Source organism: Sphingopyxis flava, assembly GCF_900168005.1.
Lineage (GTDB): Bacteria > Pseudomonadota > Alphaproteobacteria > Sphingomonadales > Sphingomonadaceae > Sphingopyxis > Sphingopyxis flava.
Genome location: NZ_FUYP01000002.1, coordinates 43,608 through 59,171, shown reverse-complemented (window position 1 = coordinate 59,171; position 15,564 = coordinate 43,608). Strand labels below are relative to the sequence as shown.

The window sequence follows — 15,564 nt, the reverse complement described above, 5'->3', positions numbered from 1 at the left end:
AGACGCCCTGTAGCGATGATGCGTTGCGGTCGATTATTGCGACGATTTCTGGACAACCGGCTTCACCTTGTCGCCGGGATTGAGGAAGGCGCCCGCAAGCACGACCACGCGCTCGTTGCCGGTCAGTCCCGACGCAATCGACACACCGCCGTCGGTGACGGTGCCGACTTTCACCGGGCGCCGCTGGACCTGATTATTCTTGTCGACGATGAGCACAAAATTGCCCTCCGGACCGCTCTGGACCGCGCTTTCGGGAAGGAGCGGCGCCTGGCCGGTGCCTGACACGAGCCGTGCGTCGGCGAAGCCGCCCGGCCGCAGCGCGGCGCTGTATGGCAGCGCTATCCGCACCGTTCCCTGGCGCGTCTCAGGGTTGATGACCGGCGATTCCTGCCAGATCTGTCCCTCGATCTTGAGGTCGGTGCCAACCGGCGTCACGGTCGCCCGCGTGCCGACCGATACCCGCTGCAGATCAGCTTCGGCGAGCTGCGCGAGCATTTCCATCTCGCCGCCCTTCGCCATGCGGAACAGGACGCCGCTGCCCGCGCCAACGATCTGCCCCGGTTCGACCTCGCGCGTCAGCACGAGCCCGGCGGCGGGCGCGACAATGTTCAAGCGGCTGTTTCGCGCGACAGCCTCGCGATACTGCGCCTGCGCGACGCGGACGCGGGCTTGCGCGGCGTCGCGCGTCGCGCGCTTGCGATCCATGTCGGCCTTGGAGATGAAGCCGCGTGAGACAAGCGCCTCGGCGCGCTTGAGTTCGGCCTCGGCGAGATCGGCATCGGCCTGCGCCACGCGGATCGAGGCCGCAAGGCTCTCCGCCTGCTGAGCCTGGACCGAGCGGTCGATGATCGCCAGTGTCTGACCAGCGCCGACCCATTGGCCCGGCTCGACGAGGACACGCACCACCTGGCCGCCCTCACCCGCGACGCCGACCGGCATTTCGCGCCGCGCGGCAATTGTGCCATTGGCCGAAATGGCCGCCTGCACCGACTGCATGCCCGGTATCATGACGGTAACGGTGGGCGTGCTGGCAGCAGCGCCGTCCCCCGCAGCCGGGTCGCCGCCTTTGGTCGATGAAAATCCATACCAGGCGGCCGCCAGCACCAGCACGATGAGCACCACGGCAATGATCAGGCGCTTGCGCTTACGGCGATCGTCCGCCTCTTCGTAAAATTCCTGCGCCGAGCCCGCCAAGCTGTCCATCGATTCCACTTTCCGCTCGTAGTTCACGCCGAATTCCCCTCTGCCGTCTACAATGGCCGGACCGACAGCCGCCCTTGACAACCGCCCCCGATGCGCGCGACAGACCCAGATAATCTTGAAGGTGTATTATCGAATTAAATCACCGCTGGCAAGCGCGAAACTTGAACCTCCCCGCCCGTGGAGGGCGGGCTTCATACCCGCATCGCGAGTTCCCGGTCCAGAATAAAAGGCGATGCTGCGCGGTAATCACGAAAAAGGGGCGGCCGATACCGGATCGGCCGCCCCTTTTTCAATCGGGCCCTAAAAATGGCCGCGTTAACCCCGCCGGTTCAGCGCACGCGTCCGCGGCGGACGAGATTGACGATGGCGAGCAGGATCACCGCGCCGATGAATGCCGTGAGCAGTGTCATCGGGTCGAAGGCGTCGCCGCGCAGATGGCCGCCGCCCAGAAAGCGACCGAACAGGAATCGGCCGAGGATCGATCCCAAACAACCGACGACGATGTTGAGGAATATCCCTTGCTGCGCATCGGTGCGCATGACGATGCTCGCCAGCCAGCCGATGATACCGCCCATGATGATTGCGATAATCCAAGTCATAGATGACCCCCTTGCGATATTCATTGTCGCCTGTCGAGACAGGCACTGCGATGGTAACGCAGATTTATCAATTCGCCTAACGGAATGGCAGCGGCTGAGGTGCCGCTGCCGTCCTGTCAGCGCACGCTACCGCGGCGCACCAGATTGACGATCGCGAGCAGGACGATCGCACCGATGAAAGCCCACAGAAGGCCCACGGGGTCGAAGCTGCTGAGCGAGGCACCGCTGCCGAACATGCCGCCAAGAATATTGCCCAGAAAAGCGCCCACGATGCCGACGACGACATTGAGGAAGATGCCCTGCTGCGCGTCGGTGCGCATGACGATGCTCGCCAGCCAGCCGATGATACCGCCGACGATAAGCGTGATGATGATACCCATATATTTTGCTCCCATTCTTGGACCGGAGCGATGGGTCGCACGGGGGCGTATTGGTAAGCGCCTTATCGTGTCCGAACATCGCTTTGCCGATGTCTGCACAATGCCAGCGTTGCGCAAAAGGTTCCCGGCCGGACCGAATGCAATCCGGCCGGGAAAGTGGGAACAGCTCCTGATCGGGAGCTGATCCGGGTCGCAGTCGGAGGAATAGAAGCTTCGCTCGTACCGCGATGTGACGCGGCTCACACCGGAGGAATTTTATGGGGCGCCGTGGGCCTTCAGGGGGAAGGGAGGAAGGGGGCCTTCTCGCCCCCGGGGTGGGGTGGGTTCACCCGATGGGCCAGCCCTTCCCATCCTGAAGAAGCGGATCGAGGTCGGGCGAGAGGGAAAGGGCGAGGAGGATGGGGGACCACCCATACGAAATGGGGGCCGGCATCGCTGCCAACCCCCACTATCCGGTTTTGCTCCAGCCGCGTTCTCGGGCTCATCCCGGTCCGCTTCTCTTGCGATCAGCGGCCCGCAAAACGATCCGTCGCCGCGCACACGGAACCAGTCCGGCGGCGGTTTGGTCGGCCCCCTTTCGGGGGCCGGCCGCACCTGGAAAGCCCTTCATCATCCGGTCCGGGCCTCTGCCGAAGCAGTGGCTGTTATCCGGCGATGGACTGCATTTCCATTCCGGTCGGGTCTGCCTCAACTCGTGGGAATTGCGGCGTTCCGTGACCGGGTATCGGTCTCCTTCCTCGTCGATCCGCTCCGCTTTCTCAGGCTGGTCTTGCAACCATCCTTCGGTCCCGGGTGGTCCGACGTCTCTGTCGTCCGATGATTGGAAGCTGGCACGGAGCCCGCAGGTCGCCAACAAAAAAGCGCGCAAAACCTCCCGCACCTGTGGATAAGTCCGGCATTAGCAACTTGTCTTTGCTGCGCAGCATTTTTGTATCAGCAGCGCAACATTTTCAGATTCGAAAAGGCGCCTTATCCTGCCTGGCCGCGGAGCGAATCGGGCTCGCCGGGCAGGCGACTCAAGGTCAGGCGCGACCCAGGTCGCCCTTGCCCACTGTTCCCGATGCCATCTCGAGCATGCGATCGAGACTCTTCCTTGCCGCGAGGCGCAGCTCCTCGTCCATCTCGATCCGCGGCTGAAGATCACGGAGCGCAAGGTAGAGCTTTTCCATCGTGTTGAGCGCCATATAGGGGCAGATGTTGCAGTTGCAGTTGCCGTCGGCCCCCGGCGCGCCAATGAAGGTCTTCTCGGGCAGCGCCTTTTCCATCTGATGGATGATATGCGGCTCGGTGGCGACGATCAGCGTGTCGCCCGGGAAGTTCTTGGCAAACTGCAGGATACCGCTCGTTGATCCGACATAGTCGGCATGATCGATGATATGCGGCGGGCACTCAGGATGCGCGGCAACCGGCGCCTCGGGATGCTGCGCCTTGAGCTTTAGTAGCTCGGTCTCGCTGAACGCCTCGTGCACGATGCACACCCCTGGCCACAACAGCATCTCACGCCCGAATTTGCGATTGAGATAGCCTCCGAGGTGGCGATCGGGGCCAAAGATGATCGGCTGGCTTTCGGGAATCTGGCTGATGATCGTCTCGGCGCTCGATGACGTGACGATGATGTCGGAGAGAGCCTTCACCGCGGCTGAGCAATTGATGTAGGTCAGCGCGATATGGTCGGGATGCTCCGCGCGAAAGCGCTTGAACTGTTCGGGAGGGCAGCTGTCCTCGAGGCTGCATCCCGCGTCCATGTCGGGGAGCACGACGATCTTTTCCGGGCTCAATATCTTCGCCGTCTCGGCCATGAACTTGACGCCGCAAAATGCGATCACGTCCGCGTCGGTGTCTGCCGCCTTGCGCGACAGTTCCAGCGAATCGCCGACGAAATCGGCGAGATCCTGAATCTCGGGCTTTTGATAATAATGCGCGAGGATCACGGCGTTTCGGTCCTTGCGCAACCGGTCGATCTCGGCGCGAAGGTCGAGACCGGAAAGATTTTCACGGATGGGAGCAGTCATGGCTTGTCCTTGTCGTGGCGTTGGCCACGCGCCTCCTACACCGCGTCCCCGCGCAGGGCAATTCGGCGGATCAATCGCCAGCGAGCCGTGCCGCAAGCGCAATGACGGGAGGCGTCATGGCAAGCAGCGATATGGCGACCCGCGTCGCGATAGCAACCATCATTACTGCCCAGGTCGCGGGGTGGACCGCGCCGCGCAACCGCCAGTCGTACGCTGCAACGAAGGCAACTGCCGCAAGCTGGCACAGCGCGACCGCAGGTTCGGCCCAGGCGCCCATCTGCGGGATCGGGAGCAACCGTCCGAGTGCCGGCTCAAGAATCACGATCGTCGCGCCGATCATCAATCGCCGGTGCCAGTCGGTCGCGCGGCGCCGCCGGATCGCCCAGACCACCATCGCGCCGAAAACCATCGATTCGATCGCAGTGAGCGCAAGGAAATAGGCGGGATCGAAGAAAGGCGGTTGGCGATGCAGCACCAGGGCCATGACGCCGGTAAAAACGCCCAGCCCTGTGATTATGAGGGCGAGCCCCGCGCCCAGCCAGCCGAGCCGGCGATGAAGCGCGAGGTTCCCGCGCGCAACCAGCGACGGCTGGACGATGAGCAGGGCGAGCCAGCCGAGCATCGCGAGCCCGTGCAAATGCACCCAGGCTGGCGCGCTCAGCGGATCGGCGAAGCCGCGCGCCGCGAACTGCAGGAAACCAAAGACGATGAAGATGGCGAGACCAATCGCCATCCGCTGCCAGAATCGTTCGGCGGCGGCTGCGCCCCCCACTGTTGCCATATCCGCATCTCCCGATGCGACCCTGGCGAATTTCTTATCGCAGCATGCGGCGCACGAAAAGCCCGATTCAGTCGCCGAAGCGCGCAGTAACCTTCGCGTCAATCCCCGCCGCTTTGAGGGGCATAGCGAAGTTCTGTTCGATCGCGGTCTGCGCCGCGCTCCTGGCGAGGCGCATCGGCGTTGCCCCTTTCGCCTGCCTGATCAATTCCTCCTGCGCCGCCTTGCGGTTCGCGGCGTCGAGCAGTTGCTCAGCATCGGTAAGGGTCAGGAGGATCGCACCATCGCGAAATTCGCTGATCGCGTCGATGTCGATTTCCGGTCCCGCGAGCCGCAGCGGCGGCAAAGTAACCGTCAGCGCATTCGCCGCCGCATCCCAGTCGAGATCGGCAGGCTTCAGCTTCGTCAGGTCGAGCTCATAGCGCACGGTCCCTGGCATGATCAGCGTTTTCTTCGCACTCAGCCCCAACCGACTCTGCGTTGAGGTCACGACCGCGACGTAGCGCGCGGTGAAGGGGACAAGGACATTCTGCTCCTGAAGACCCTGAAGACTAGCGGCGACAACGGTTTCGGGGTCATAGCCTCGCTGCCAATCGCGCCACGCGGATACCGCCCACCAGGCAGCAAGCGCGAGCAAAGCCGCAGCGGCGAGAAGGATTAGCCGGGGCAAAAGGCGGGGGGTGGTCTGCGTCATGACCTGCTATAGTCCAAGCGGCCGGAAGGGTGGAGAATCTCGCGGAGCACGTTCCCGGCGCCAGGTGCACGAGCCGCCGCGAACAGGGTCTTCAGCGCGGTCATGTCAATTCCCACGCCTCGTTGCGAACACGCACCAGCCCCCGTGCCTTAAGGTCGATCAGATGCGCAAGGACCGAGCGGCCCGCAGCGCCGGTCAGGCGCGGATCGAGACCCTTGTACATGTGGCTCACCATGATGGGGATTTCCGCAGTCCCCTTTTCAAGTTCGCGCAGAATCTGCCGCTCCCGCTGCTTGCGGTGGCCCAGCATACCGCGAACGAGCTGCCGCGGCTTGGTGACCGCCGGCCCGTGGGCGGGATAATAGACGCGATCGCCGCGATCGTAGAGCTTGCTCAAAGATGCCATATAGGCGGACATGTCGCCATCGGGCGGGCTGACTACGCTGGTGGACCATGCCATGACATGATCGCCGGTAAACAGCGCCCCTGTCTCGACGAGCGCGAAGCAAAGATGGTTTGAGGTGTGACCCGGCGTCGCGACCGCCTCCAGCGTCCAACCGTCCCCCGCAATGCGCTCGCCGTCGGCGAGCACGCGGTCCGGAGCATAGTCCGGGTCGAACGCCGAATCGGCGCGCGGCCCGTCGTCCAAAAGTGCAAGCGGAGCGCAGCCGACGATCGGCGCCCCTGCCGCCTTGCTGAGCGGCGCCGCAGCAGGGCTGTGATCGCGATGCGTGTGGGTGCACAGGATCGCAGCGACCCGCTGTCCCTCGACCGCGCGCAGGATGGCATCGACATGGCCCCGCCCATTGGCGTCAGGCGGATCGCCGATGCTCATCCCCGACCCGGTCGGGCCGGGGTCAATTACGGCAACATCGGCTCCGGCGCCGACAATCCAGGTCTGGGTGCCGGTAAAGGTATAGGGCGAGGGGTTGGGTGCGAGCACGCGGCGCACCAGCGGCTCGTGCTGCTCGCACTCGCCGGCGTGGATTGTGTCGGGCCAGGTCTTTTTGTCGCTCATGCCCACCATGTGGCATCGCCCCTGCGAAAGGAAAAGGCTCGATCATCAGAAAAAAGGGAGCAGCAAGGCGCCGCTCCCTTTCCCCGCCCCTGCCGCCGATCCCTGCCGGGGACAATGGACCGGCGTCGAAGCTCGATCGCCGCGACCCTATTCTTTCTCGCGCTCCAGGTCCGCGATCGCGCGATCCATGTCGGCGATGATCTTGGCCCGCGTTTCGGCCGACATATGGTCCGGCGCACCGCCTTGGGCAAAACGATCGCGCGCCTTGCGGAGCGCCGAAAGCTGGCCCGACAAGTCGGCCGCGTCTCCGCAGCGGACCATCAGCACCCGGCTGCGCTTCTTGCCGTCGCTGTCGCCGCGATCGACAAGCGGCACCGGCGTTTGGCCCGGACCGCAATGCGCAAATGCCATTGCCCTGCCATCCCCTCGCTTCCAGTCGACCGTTGGCATGGGAGGGATGGGCGGCATCGGGGGAAGCGGCGCCATCGCGGTGCGCAAACCCGCATGACGCTTCGCCTCCAGCTTGTCGGCGATGGCCTCGGCCTGCGCGCCGGTCACACCCTGCTCCTTGAGCGTCGAGAGAATGTCGTCGCGCGTCAAACCGCCCGGCATGCGGAACGCAAAGCGGCCCGGCGCGGGCGAGTCAATTTCGCCTTCCATGCCCTCCCCCTCGCCGCGGACCACTACCCGGGTCCGTTGCCGTCGCTCACCATCGGCCTTGCCTCCCTCACCATCCTCTTCGCTGGAGATGATAAGCATATGCTGCGCGCCCTCGATCGCCTCGGGAGGCACGGGGGGCGCGGGCGGGGGCGGCGGAGTGACGGCTTCGGGAGGCGCCGGCGGTGCGGGGGGCACCGGCAGATCCCCGGACTGCGCCGTCGCTGTGGGAACGAGCGTTGCGGTCGCCGCGAGCGCCGCAATCGCTGCGCCGCCGACGAGCAACCGCCCGGCGAGCGTTCTGCGGCGCGATATATTCTGCTGCGTCAGCATTGTCAGTCTCTCCTGCAAATTATCTTGCGAGGCCATCGGCGCCGCGAGTGCGAGGCGCGAGCCGACCGCCGCCTTGGCGATCGCGGTCGCGTAGCTGGCGGTGCGCGGGCCGCGCGCCTGCCCCTCGGCCATTACCAGCACCCGCGCGTCGCATGCGGCCTCCTGGTCGAAGCGGAAGGCGCGGATCGCGCGCCAGGCGAGCGGGTTGAACCATTGGCTCGCGAGCAGCACCAGCGCAGCGGCATTGGCCCAAAGATCGCCGTGGCGATGGTGCGCGAGCTCATGGTCGATCGCCAGCGCGCGCTCCTCGGGTGCGTAGCGGGCGAAGAAGTCGCGCGGGACCGCCACGAAACGCCGGACGAGGCCGAAGGCAACGGGCCCGTCGACCGCGCCGCTCATCACAAGCCGGATCCCTCCAAGCGGCTCAAGGTCGACGCCCCGCGTCAGAACCTCGGACTTGAAGCGTCGATGCGCGAGCATTGCGCGCGCGAGAATAGCAAGGGCCCCCGCCAGCCAGGCGAGAAAGAGAAGCGGCAGAGCGTCGGCGAAAGCCAAGCTTGCCCCGGGAATGACATCGGATGCCGCGGCGCCGTGATGGGCCGTGGTCATTGCGATCACTATTTCGCCTTCCGGTATCGCAGGCGCGGCAGTCATCGGCGCGGCGACGGGATCGGCGAAGGGCAACGGCGGCAGAACGAAACGGAGCGCGGGAATCGTCCAGAGCGCGTAAGTGAGGCGCGGACCGAACCGCCGCATGAAGGGCTTGCGGATCATGAGCACCGCCCCGACGAGAATCGCCGTGGTGAGCATCGTGTCTCCCCACGCTTCCATCAGCACCGCGGCGCTCATGATTTGAGCCTCCTCAACAGCGCCTCAATCTCTTCAATGTCGGCGTCGGTGAGCGCCTCCCGCTCGGCGAGATGCGCGATCATCGGGCTGACGCGGCCTCCGAAGAGCCGGTCGACGAAACGCTGCGATTCCTCGCCCATCGCCTCGGCGCGGTCGACCGCGGGACGATAGAGATAGCGGCGTCCGTCGGCTTCGGCCGTCACGGCCCCCTTCTGGACGAGACGCGCGATCAGCGTCTTCACGGTCGCCAGCGTCCAGCCATTCGCCTTGCCGATGCGCCGCGCAAGGTCAGTCGCGGTCAGCGGCGCCTCGTCCCACAGCGCATTGAGCACCTGCATTTCGGATTCGCTTGCACGTTCGGCCATGCGGACCCCTCCTTTCGCCTGCTTCGATTACAAATGTAGTCAATCAACTGAATGGCCGATGAACGGAAATCGTGACGCAAGTGTCGGAAATTTTGACATCGCGCTGAAACGGAAAGCTTTTGCTAACCACTATGTGCAGCCCGAAAGCCCGCGGTCTGCAAACTGGCACGGCGCTTGAATGATGTATTTTGTTCCCGAGTGTTCCGCTCAATGGAGCGGCGGGGGATATCGGTCTGGTCCCTGATGTCCCCCGCCCTCATTCGGGAAATCCCCACTTACCCTCGAGGCACGCGGGGGGCGGAGCGGCACCAAGGCCCCCGCCCCCCGGATGCTGCTTTCGGTCATTTGTCGCTCGAAGGACGCGGTAAAATCTGCCGAGCGCGGCCTTCTTCGCGGCAGCTTGCGCGAGGCAAGCTGGGGCCGGCTCAGATTTTCCCGAGCGTCTCCCGCCGCGGCCCCAGATAGCCGAACAGATAGGCGGCCACCTTGCGCATCTGAATTTCTTCCGCGCCCTCGGTGATGCGGTAGCGGCGGTGGTGGCGATAGATATGTTCGAACGGCTTGTGCCGCGAATAGCCGATGCCGCCATGGACCTGCATCGCGCGGTCCGCGGCTTGGCAGCAGAGGCGGTTCGCCCAGTAATTGCACATGCTGACCTTGTCGCTGAGACGATGCTCGACCTCCTTGTGCGGCATATTATCCATTTCCCACGCGGTCTTGCGGATGAGGAGACGGAGCATCTCGGCCTGCGTCGCGAGCTCGACAAGCGGGAACTGGATCGCCTGATTCTTCGCCAGCGCCTCGCCAAAGGGCTTCCTCTCGCGCGCGTAGCGCACGCTTTCCTCGATGCAATAGACTGCGGCGCCGAGCGAACTTGCCGCCTGGCGGATACGGTTCTGGTGGACGAAGCTCTGCGCGATCGACAGACCGCCGTCGACCGGGCCGAGGCGTGCGCTGTCGGGCACCCAAACGTCGGTGAAGCTGACGCGCGGGTGGTCGGTCGGCATGTTGAAGGTCCAGAGATATTCCTCGATCACCAGTCCCGGCGAGGGGTTCGGGACGAGCAGGCAGGTGATCCCCTTGGCATCGCCATCCTCGCCGCTGGTGCGGCAGAAGGTCGCGCAGTGGGTCGCGACATGCATGCCGGTCGTCCACATCTTCTCGCCATTGATGCGCCAGCCCTCAACCCCGTCGCGCACCGCGCGCACCGCGCGCGTTTCCATATGCGTCGCGTCCGACCCGTGATCGGGCTCGGTCAACCCGAACGCTGTGCGGCGTTTGCCTTCAAAACCGCCGAGGATGAACTCCTGCTTCTGTTCCTCGCTGGTGGCGAACTGCTCGAACATCTCGACGAAGGGGAAGTTGCCGACGATGCTGTGCTCATTCTGAAGGTCATTGTGAAGCCCAAGACCCTTCGCGGCAAAATGCTCGCGGATCACTGCCATCCAGAGGTTCGACCCGTCCTTGCCGCCATATTTCTTGGGCGCCGAGAAGCGCCAGTGCCCGGCGGCGTCGGCCCGGCGTTTCGCTTCGTTCAGCAGCTCTTCCCATTCGTGCCGGGGGAGGCCCTGATTGTCCCAGTCGGTGCGGCTGTGCTCGCGGCGATGGTCGAAGAAGCGGATATTGTCGTCGGCCTCCTCGAGCGGCTTGATTTCGGCCTCGATGAATGCATCGAGCTCGTCCAGATAGGCCTTGAGTTCGGCCGGAACCGCAAAATCCATGTCTACCTCCCTTAATTCAGCTGCGCCAATCGGCGCGCGCCGTCGCGAGCGCGGCATATTTCGGACTGTCGATGGCGCATTTGTCGAGCACGGCGCGCCGCAATCGCGCGAGCAGGCCTGGCTCGGCGAGGGTCGCCGCACCGCTCATGAGCGCCTCGGCGAGCGTCCGGTCCTCGGCGCCTACTCCCGCGTCGAGGTCGCGCATCACGATGCCGAGCGCGTTCATCGCAACCACCGCCTCGAACTTCGCATGACCCTCAGCCTTCGGCTTGATCGCGCTTTCTATCCAGTCGCGCACTGCCGCGACCATTTCGCGGTTGGTCGGCTCGCCTACCGGCGTCTGCGCGCGATCGGCGGACGGCGGCAGCGGGCGTTGCCGTTCGGCCTCGGGCGCTTCTTCGTCGAGCAGGCGAATAAGGTCGAGCTCCTGCTCGGCCGTGCGCCGTCCGACGACGACGCGCTCTACCGTCGTGTCGGCGCCGCTCCGCCACGCCTGTCCCATCTGAAGACAGCCGAGCGCCCACCAGAGCGTTCGATAGACGAGCCAGAAGCGGAACCGGGCCCGATCAACCGCCTGCCCGCCCGCCGCTTCATAAGCCGCAAAATAATCCTCAAGGCTCCCCACCCCGAACGCTGGCCGGTCGAGACAGCCGAAGCGCCACACGGTCATGCAGCCGAATGCCAGATCCTCGTGCGCGTCGCCGAGATGCGCAAGCTCCCAGTCGAGAACCGCGGCTAGACCCTGCCCATCGACCATCACATTTCCCATGCGATAGTCGCCGTGCACGAGCACCGGTTCGGCCGGCGCGGGGAGATGATCCTCGCACCAGCGGATCGCGAGTGCGATCGCTGGACGATCGCCGCCATAAGAGAGGAAGCGCGCCTTGAGTTCGGCAAGCGCCTCTGCCGTGTCCATCACCGGAATGCCCTCGGGAATCGCAGCGCGCGGCAGCGCGTGAATGCGGGCAAGCTCGCGGCCGAGGTCGGCGATCAGCGAGGGCGGCGGTGCGGATAGAATCTTCGCCGGGCTGACCTCCGCGGTGATGCGCCGCATCACATAGCCCGTCCCCATCCCGTCGCCGTCGGCGAGGACGGCGACGACTTCGGGCGCCTTCACGCCGCCTGCACGCGCTGCCCGGACGAGCGCCGCCTCTACTTCGTGCCCATAGGGCCGCCCCTCCATATATTCAGCCGACGGCGCTCGGCGAAGGACATAGCCCTCCCCTCGCCAGTCGAACGCCCAGCTTTCCATGTTCGCACCGCCCGACAGGCGGGAAAGACCCGACAGCGCCCCAGGCCCAAGGGCGCGCGACATGAAAGCGGAAAGCGGTTCGGCAAGCTCGGTCATTACTTAACCTTGCTAAGTATTTTTCGCCTCCGCAAGGGGTAATCGAAGAACCCGCCCAAGGGCGTGCAAGCGCCCCCTAGTTCGGAAACGCGAAGCGCACGCTGTCGCGGTAATATGAGGCCATCGGCTTTCCATCCCGGTCGAGCGCGGGCTCAAAGCGGGCCCGCTTCATCAGTCGGTCACACACCGTCCGGTCAAAGCCTTCAGGGTGGGTCGACTGCTGGATGTGGCAGGCTGTCGGAAAACCATCCGCGCCCACATCCAGTCGAAACTCGACGAGGCCGGGCATCCCCTTTTGCAACATGGCCGATGGGTAATCGCCGGCTCTGAGCCAGGTTGACGGTGAGCGGGCGGGGATCGCAGATCGCAGCCGCATCTTGTGGCGCTCAGCGTCGATGCCCCAATGGGTCAGCAGTTCATCGGTGCATTCATTCATTGCGGCGAAACTCGCCTTCATGGGTCCCGTGCGCAGCCGCAGAGAGTGCCGCAGCGGTCTGCCGATGTCGATGAAGTTCACCGATGCTTTCTCATGATCGGCAATTGGTGCGACCGGCACACTGCCTCGCGCGGAAAGCACTGTCTTTTCGGTATCGGACAGCGGCCGGATGCGGATATTCTCTACAAATATCCACGCGGGATTAGTCCCGATCGAGCCTGTGTAAAAGAGCACGTACTGTTGGGGCAGGGCTTCGCCAAACCGGATTCGGGCCTCGTCGCTGCCTGCCGCGCCCTTCATTCGCTCACCCATCAACGAGATGCGAAATTCATCGCCCGGCTCATACTGGTCGATGATCAAGGTGACAGCCTCCCGGCCGCTACCGAATACACGTATCAGCCGGCAATAATCCTCGGCATAATGAACATTCCAGGGTGACGACGGGTCGAGCCCTGCAGGCTCGGCGGCGCCTGCCACATCCGGCTGTGCGATGCTCGATAGCACGGCCATCCAAAGGCCCAATCCCCCCGTTTTCATGGACGAGATTTAGGACCCAGCCGACTTGCTGGCAAGTAACCCCGATCAACCGGCGCGTTCGCGGCCGCGGGCCATGACCGCGAGCCGCCGCGCCTCGACCTCGTCGGCGCTTACCATGCGGTTCGCCGCAGTCGATCGCGCCTGTTCGAGCGCCATTCCTTCGCCAAAAGGCAGCGCATAACCCTCATCAATAAGCGCCTTGTACCGCCGCACCATCACCGGATCGGCGCTGGCGATGTCGCGCGCAAGCGCCTGCGCGGCAGGCAGAAGCTCTTCGGGCGCCACGACGCGATTTACGAGGCCCCAGTCGCGCGCCTCCTCAGCGCCGAGGAAATTGCCGGTGAGCGACAGCTCCTTGGCGCGGCCGATGCCTATGATCCGCGACAATTTCTGCGACAAACCCCAGCCCGGCATGACGCCGACACGCGCGTGGGTGTCGGCGAAACGGGCGTTGGTGGAGGCGAGCAAAATGTCGCATGCAAGCGCAACTTCGAATCCGCCGGTGATCGCGACACCGTTGATCGCGCCGATCACGGGCTGCGGGCAGAGTTCGATCGCCTTGACCGGATTTTCGTCGGCGCTCTCCGCATTGGCTGCGCCCAGATTTTCGGTATCGGCGCCGAGTTCCTTCAAATCGAGACCGGCGGTAAAGGCGCGCGTTCCCGCGCCCGTCAGCACGATCGCGCGCACGCTCTCATCGGCGGCCAGATCGCGCATCGCCGCAGCCAGTTCGGCGCGCAGCGCCCGCGACAGGGCATTCATCGCCTCCGGCCGGTTGAGCGTGACCGTCGCGACCGCATCGTCGCGGGTTACCAGGACCAGGGACATAGTCTCTCTCCCAAAGAAAAAGGGCGGCCGCAACGGACCGCCCTTTTGCATTCATGCCATGACGGCCCGGATCAGATCTTGGCTGTCAATTCGGGCACGGCGCTGAACAGGTCGGCAACGAGGCCGAGGTCGGCGACCTGGAAGATCGGCGCGTCCTCATCCTTGTTGATCGCGACGATCGTCTTCGAATCCTTCATGCCAGCGAGATGCTGGATCGCACCCGAGATGCCGATCGCGAAATAGACCTCGGGCGCGACGATCTTGCCGGTCTGGCCGACCTGATAATCGTTGGGGACATAGCCCGCGTCGACCGCAGCGCGCGAAGCACCGAGCGCGGCGCCGAGCTTGTCGGCGAGCGGGACGATGACTTCCTGATATTTCTCGCTCGATCCGAGCGCACGGCCGCCCGAGACGATGATCTTGGCCGAGGTGAGCTCGGGGCGCTCAGACTTTGCAATCTCGGCGCCGACGAAGCTCGAGATGCCGGCGTCCCCGCCAGCCGAGACGGCTTCAACGGTGCCCGAACCGCCGCTCGCGGCGGCCTTGTCGAAGGCAGTGCCGCGGACCGTGAGGACGAGCTTGGCGTCCGACGATTCAACGGTCGCGATCGCGTTGCCGGCATAGATCGGACGGGTGAAGGTCTTCGGACCCTCGACCGACAGGATTTCCGAAATCTGCATCACGTCGAGCAGCGCGGCGACGCGCGGCGCGATATTCTTGCCCGTCGTGGTGGCAGGCGCGACGAACGCATCGTGCGAGCCCATCAGATCGGCGACGAGCGGCGCGACATTTTCAGGAAGATTGTGCGCGAAGGCCGCATTATCGGCGACGTGGACCTTGCCGACGCCGGCGATTTCCGACGCCGCCTTGGCGACGCCATCGACGCCTTCGCCGGCGACGAGAAGATGGACTTCGCCGAGCTTCGACGCAGCGGTGACCGCGGCCAGCGTGGCGTCCTTGACGGCGCTGCCGTCATGTTCGACCCAAACGAGCGTTTTCATGAATGCACTCCCATCGCCTTCAGCTTGGCAACCAGTTCATCGACATCGGCGACCTTGACGCCCGCCGAGCGGACGGGCGGCTCCGAAACCTTGACCGTCTTGACGCGCGGGGCCGTGTCGACGCCGTAGTCAGCGGGCGACTTGGTATCGAGCGGCTTCGACTTCGCCTTCATGATGTTCGGCAGCGAAGCATAGCGCGGCTCGTTCAGGCGAAGGTCGGTGGTGACGATCGCGGGGAGCTTCAGCTTCACCGTCTCGAGGCCGCCGTCGACTTCGCGGGTGACGCTCACGCTGTCGCCCTCGACGTTCACCGCGCTGGCGAAGGTGCCCTGCGCCCAGCCGGTCAGCGCGGCGAGCATCTGGCCGGTCTGGTTATTGTCATCGTCGATCGCCTGCTTGCCCAGGATCACCAGACCCGGCTGTTCGGCGTCGGCGATGGCCTTCAGGATCTTGGCGACGGCCAGCGGCTCGACTGCATCGTCGGTCTGCACAAGGATCGCGCGGTCGGCGCCCATCGCAAGCGCAGTGCGCAGCGTCTCCTGCGCCTTCGCGGGGCCGATGCTGACCGCAACGATCTCGGTCGCGACGCCCTTTTCCTTCAGGCGAATCGCCTCTTCGACCCCGATCTCATCGAACGGGTTCATCGACATCTTGACGTTGGCGAGATCGACGCCCGTGCCGTCGGCCTTCACCCGCGGTTTCACGTTGTAATCGAGCACCCGTTTTACGGGAACGAGGATTTTCATGGGCTCAAAGCTCCTCTTTGCAAATTGTGCACTGCGCCATAATTGGCGTTTACGTAAAC

At 64.6% G+C, this 15,564-nt stretch carries 15 protein-coding genes; all 15 read right to left on the bottom strand.

What is annotated here, in order from left to right; genetic code table 11:
* Positions 1–33 precede the first annotated feature (33 nt).
* Positions 34–1,230: an efflux RND transporter periplasmic adaptor subunit gene (locus B5X69_RS01795; protein WP_425441486.1), complete on the bottom strand. Its 1,197-nt coding sequence runs from the start codon at positions 1,228–1,230 to the stop codon at positions 34–36.
* A gap of 302 nt (positions 1,231–1,532) precedes the next feature.
* Complete coding sequence (locus tag B5X69_RS01790) at positions 1,533–1,802, bottom strand: GlsB/YeaQ/YmgE family stress response membrane protein (RefSeq protein ID WP_053552823.1); 270 nt, start codon at positions 1,800–1,802, stop codon at positions 1,533–1,535.
* A 116-nt stretch (positions 1,803–1,918) separates the two neighbouring features.
* The gene (locus B5X69_RS01785) at positions 1,919–2,182 is read right to left on the bottom strand and encodes a GlsB/YeaQ/YmgE family stress response membrane protein (RefSeq protein WP_079637166.1); all 264 of its coding nucleotides are present in this window, start codon (positions 2,180–2,182) and stop codon (positions 1,919–1,921) included.
* Between the two features lie 1,022 nt (positions 2,183–3,204).
* Positions 3,205–4,194, bottom strand: a complete 990-nt coding sequence (gene nadA, locus B5X69_RS01780; RefSeq protein WP_079636992.1) for a quinolinate synthase NadA — start codon at positions 4,192–4,194, stop codon at positions 3,205–3,207.
* A gap of 70 nt (positions 4,195–4,264) precedes the next feature.
* Positions 4,265–4,975 (bottom strand): adenylate cyclase, encoded by a 711-nt coding sequence (locus B5X69_RS01775; RefSeq protein WP_079636991.1) that lies wholly within the window; start codon positions 4,973–4,975, stop codon positions 4,265–4,267.
* Between the two features lie 67 nt (positions 4,976–5,042).
* On the bottom strand, positions 5,043–5,666 hold the full coding sequence (locus B5X69_RS01770; RefSeq protein WP_079636990.1) for a DUF4230 domain-containing protein: 624 nt from the start codon (positions 5,664–5,666) through the stop codon (positions 5,043–5,045).
* Positions 5,667–5,766: 100 nt separating this feature from the next.
* Positions 5,767–6,684 carry an MBL fold metallo-hydrolase gene (locus B5X69_RS01765; RefSeq protein WP_079637165.1) on the bottom strand — a complete coding sequence of 306 codons (918 nt, stop codon included), beginning with the start codon at positions 6,682–6,684 and terminating at the stop codon, positions 5,767–5,769.
* A gap of 147 nt (positions 6,685–6,831) precedes the next feature.
* A complete protein-coding gene (locus tag B5X69_RS01760) occupies positions 6,832–8,523 on the bottom strand; it encodes a M56 family metallopeptidase (protein WP_079636989.1) in 1,692 nt (563 codons plus the stop codon).
* Positions 8,520–8,888, bottom strand: a complete 369-nt coding sequence (locus tag B5X69_RS01755; RefSeq protein ID WP_079636988.1) for a BlaI/MecI/CopY family transcriptional regulator — start codon at positions 8,886–8,888, stop codon at positions 8,520–8,522. The genes B5X69_RS01760 and B5X69_RS01755 overlap by 4 nt, the downstream gene beginning before the upstream one ends.
* A gap of 425 nt (positions 8,889–9,313) precedes the next feature.
* A complete protein-coding gene (locus tag B5X69_RS01750; RefSeq protein WP_079636987.1) occupies positions 9,314–10,609 on the bottom strand; it encodes an acyl-CoA dehydrogenase family protein in 1,296 nt (431 codons plus the stop codon).
* Between the two features lie 16 nt (positions 10,610–10,625).
* Positions 10,626–11,957, bottom strand: coding sequence for a phosphotransferase family protein (locus B5X69_RS01745; RefSeq protein ID WP_079636986.1), 1,332 nt, complete (start codon positions 11,955–11,957; stop codon positions 10,626–10,628).
* Positions 11,958–12,033: 76 nt separating this feature from the next.
* Positions 12,034–12,903 (bottom strand): energy transducer TonB, encoded by an 870-nt coding sequence (locus B5X69_RS01740; RefSeq protein WP_176141484.1) that lies wholly within the window; start codon positions 12,901–12,903, stop codon positions 12,034–12,036.
* Positions 12,904–12,975: 72 nt separating this feature from the next.
* Complete coding sequence (locus B5X69_RS01735) at positions 12,976–13,758, bottom strand: enoyl-CoA hydratase (protein WP_139375627.1); 783 nt, start codon at positions 13,756–13,758, stop codon at positions 12,976–12,978.
* A 71-nt stretch (positions 13,759–13,829) separates the two neighbouring features.
* On the bottom strand, positions 13,830–14,759 hold the full coding sequence (locus B5X69_RS01730) for an electron transfer flavoprotein subunit alpha/FixB family protein (protein ID WP_079636984.1): 930 nt from the start codon (positions 14,757–14,759) through the stop codon (positions 13,830–13,832).
* On the bottom strand, positions 14,756–15,505 hold the full coding sequence (locus B5X69_RS01725; protein WP_079636983.1) for an electron transfer flavoprotein subunit beta/FixA family protein: 750 nt from the start codon (positions 15,503–15,505) through the stop codon (positions 14,756–14,758). The genes B5X69_RS01730 and B5X69_RS01725 overlap by 4 nt, the downstream gene beginning before the upstream one ends.
* Positions 15,506–15,564 lie beyond the last annotated feature (59 nt).

Bases quoted from the DNA above. Each gene is read 5' to 3' on its own strand.
- B5X69_RS01755 (WP_079636988.1), bottom strand. From the start codon at position 8,888: ATGGCCGAACGTGCAAGCGAATCCGAAATGCAGGTGCTCAATGCGCTG.
- B5X69_RS01770 (WP_079636990.1), bottom strand. From the start codon at position 5,666: ATGACGCAGACCACCCCCCGCCTTTTGCCCCGGCTAATCCTTCTCGCC.
- B5X69_RS01785 (WP_079637166.1), bottom strand. From the start codon at position 2,182: ATGGGTATCATCATCACGCTTATCGTCGGCGGTATCATCGGCTGGCTG.
- B5X69_RS01735 (WP_139375627.1), bottom strand. From the start codon at position 13,758: ATGTCCCTGGTCCTGGTAACCCGCGACGATGCGGTCGCGACGGTCACG.
- B5X69_RS01725 (WP_079636983.1), bottom strand. From the start codon at position 15,505: ATGAAAATCCTCGTTCCCGTAAAACGGGTGCTCGATTACAACGTGAAA.
- nadA (WP_079636992.1), bottom strand. From the start codon at position 4,194: ATGACTGCTCCCATCCGTGAAAATCTTTCCGGTCTCGACCTTCGCGCC.
- B5X69_RS01790 (WP_053552823.1), bottom strand. From the start codon at position 1,802: ATGACTTGGATTATCGCAATCATCATGGGCGGTATCATCGGCTGGCTG.
- B5X69_RS01775 (WP_079636991.1), bottom strand. From the start codon at position 4,975: ATGGCAACAGTGGGGGGCGCAGCCGCCGCCGAACGATTCTGGCAGCGG.
- B5X69_RS01740 (WP_176141484.1), bottom strand. From the start codon at position 12,903: ATGGCCGTGCTATCGAGCATCGCACAGCCGGATGTGGCAGGCGCCGCC.
- B5X69_RS01745 (WP_079636986.1), bottom strand. From the start codon at position 11,957: ATGACCGAGCTTGCCGAACCGCTTTCCGCTTTCATGTCGCGCGCCCTT.
- B5X69_RS01730 (WP_079636984.1), bottom strand. From the start codon at position 14,759: ATGAAAACGCTCGTTTGGGTCGAACATGACGGCAGCGCCGTCAAGGAC.
- B5X69_RS01765 (WP_079637165.1), bottom strand. From the start codon at position 6,684: ATGAGCGACAAAAAGACCTGGCCCGACACAATCCACGCCGGCGAGTGC.
- B5X69_RS01760 (WP_079636989.1), bottom strand. From the start codon at position 8,523: ATGAGCGCCGCGGTGCTGATGGAAGCGTGGGGAGACACGATGCTCACC.
- B5X69_RS01750 (WP_079636987.1), bottom strand. From the start codon at position 10,609: ATGGATTTTGCGGTTCCGGCCGAACTCAAGGCCTATCTGGACGAGCTC.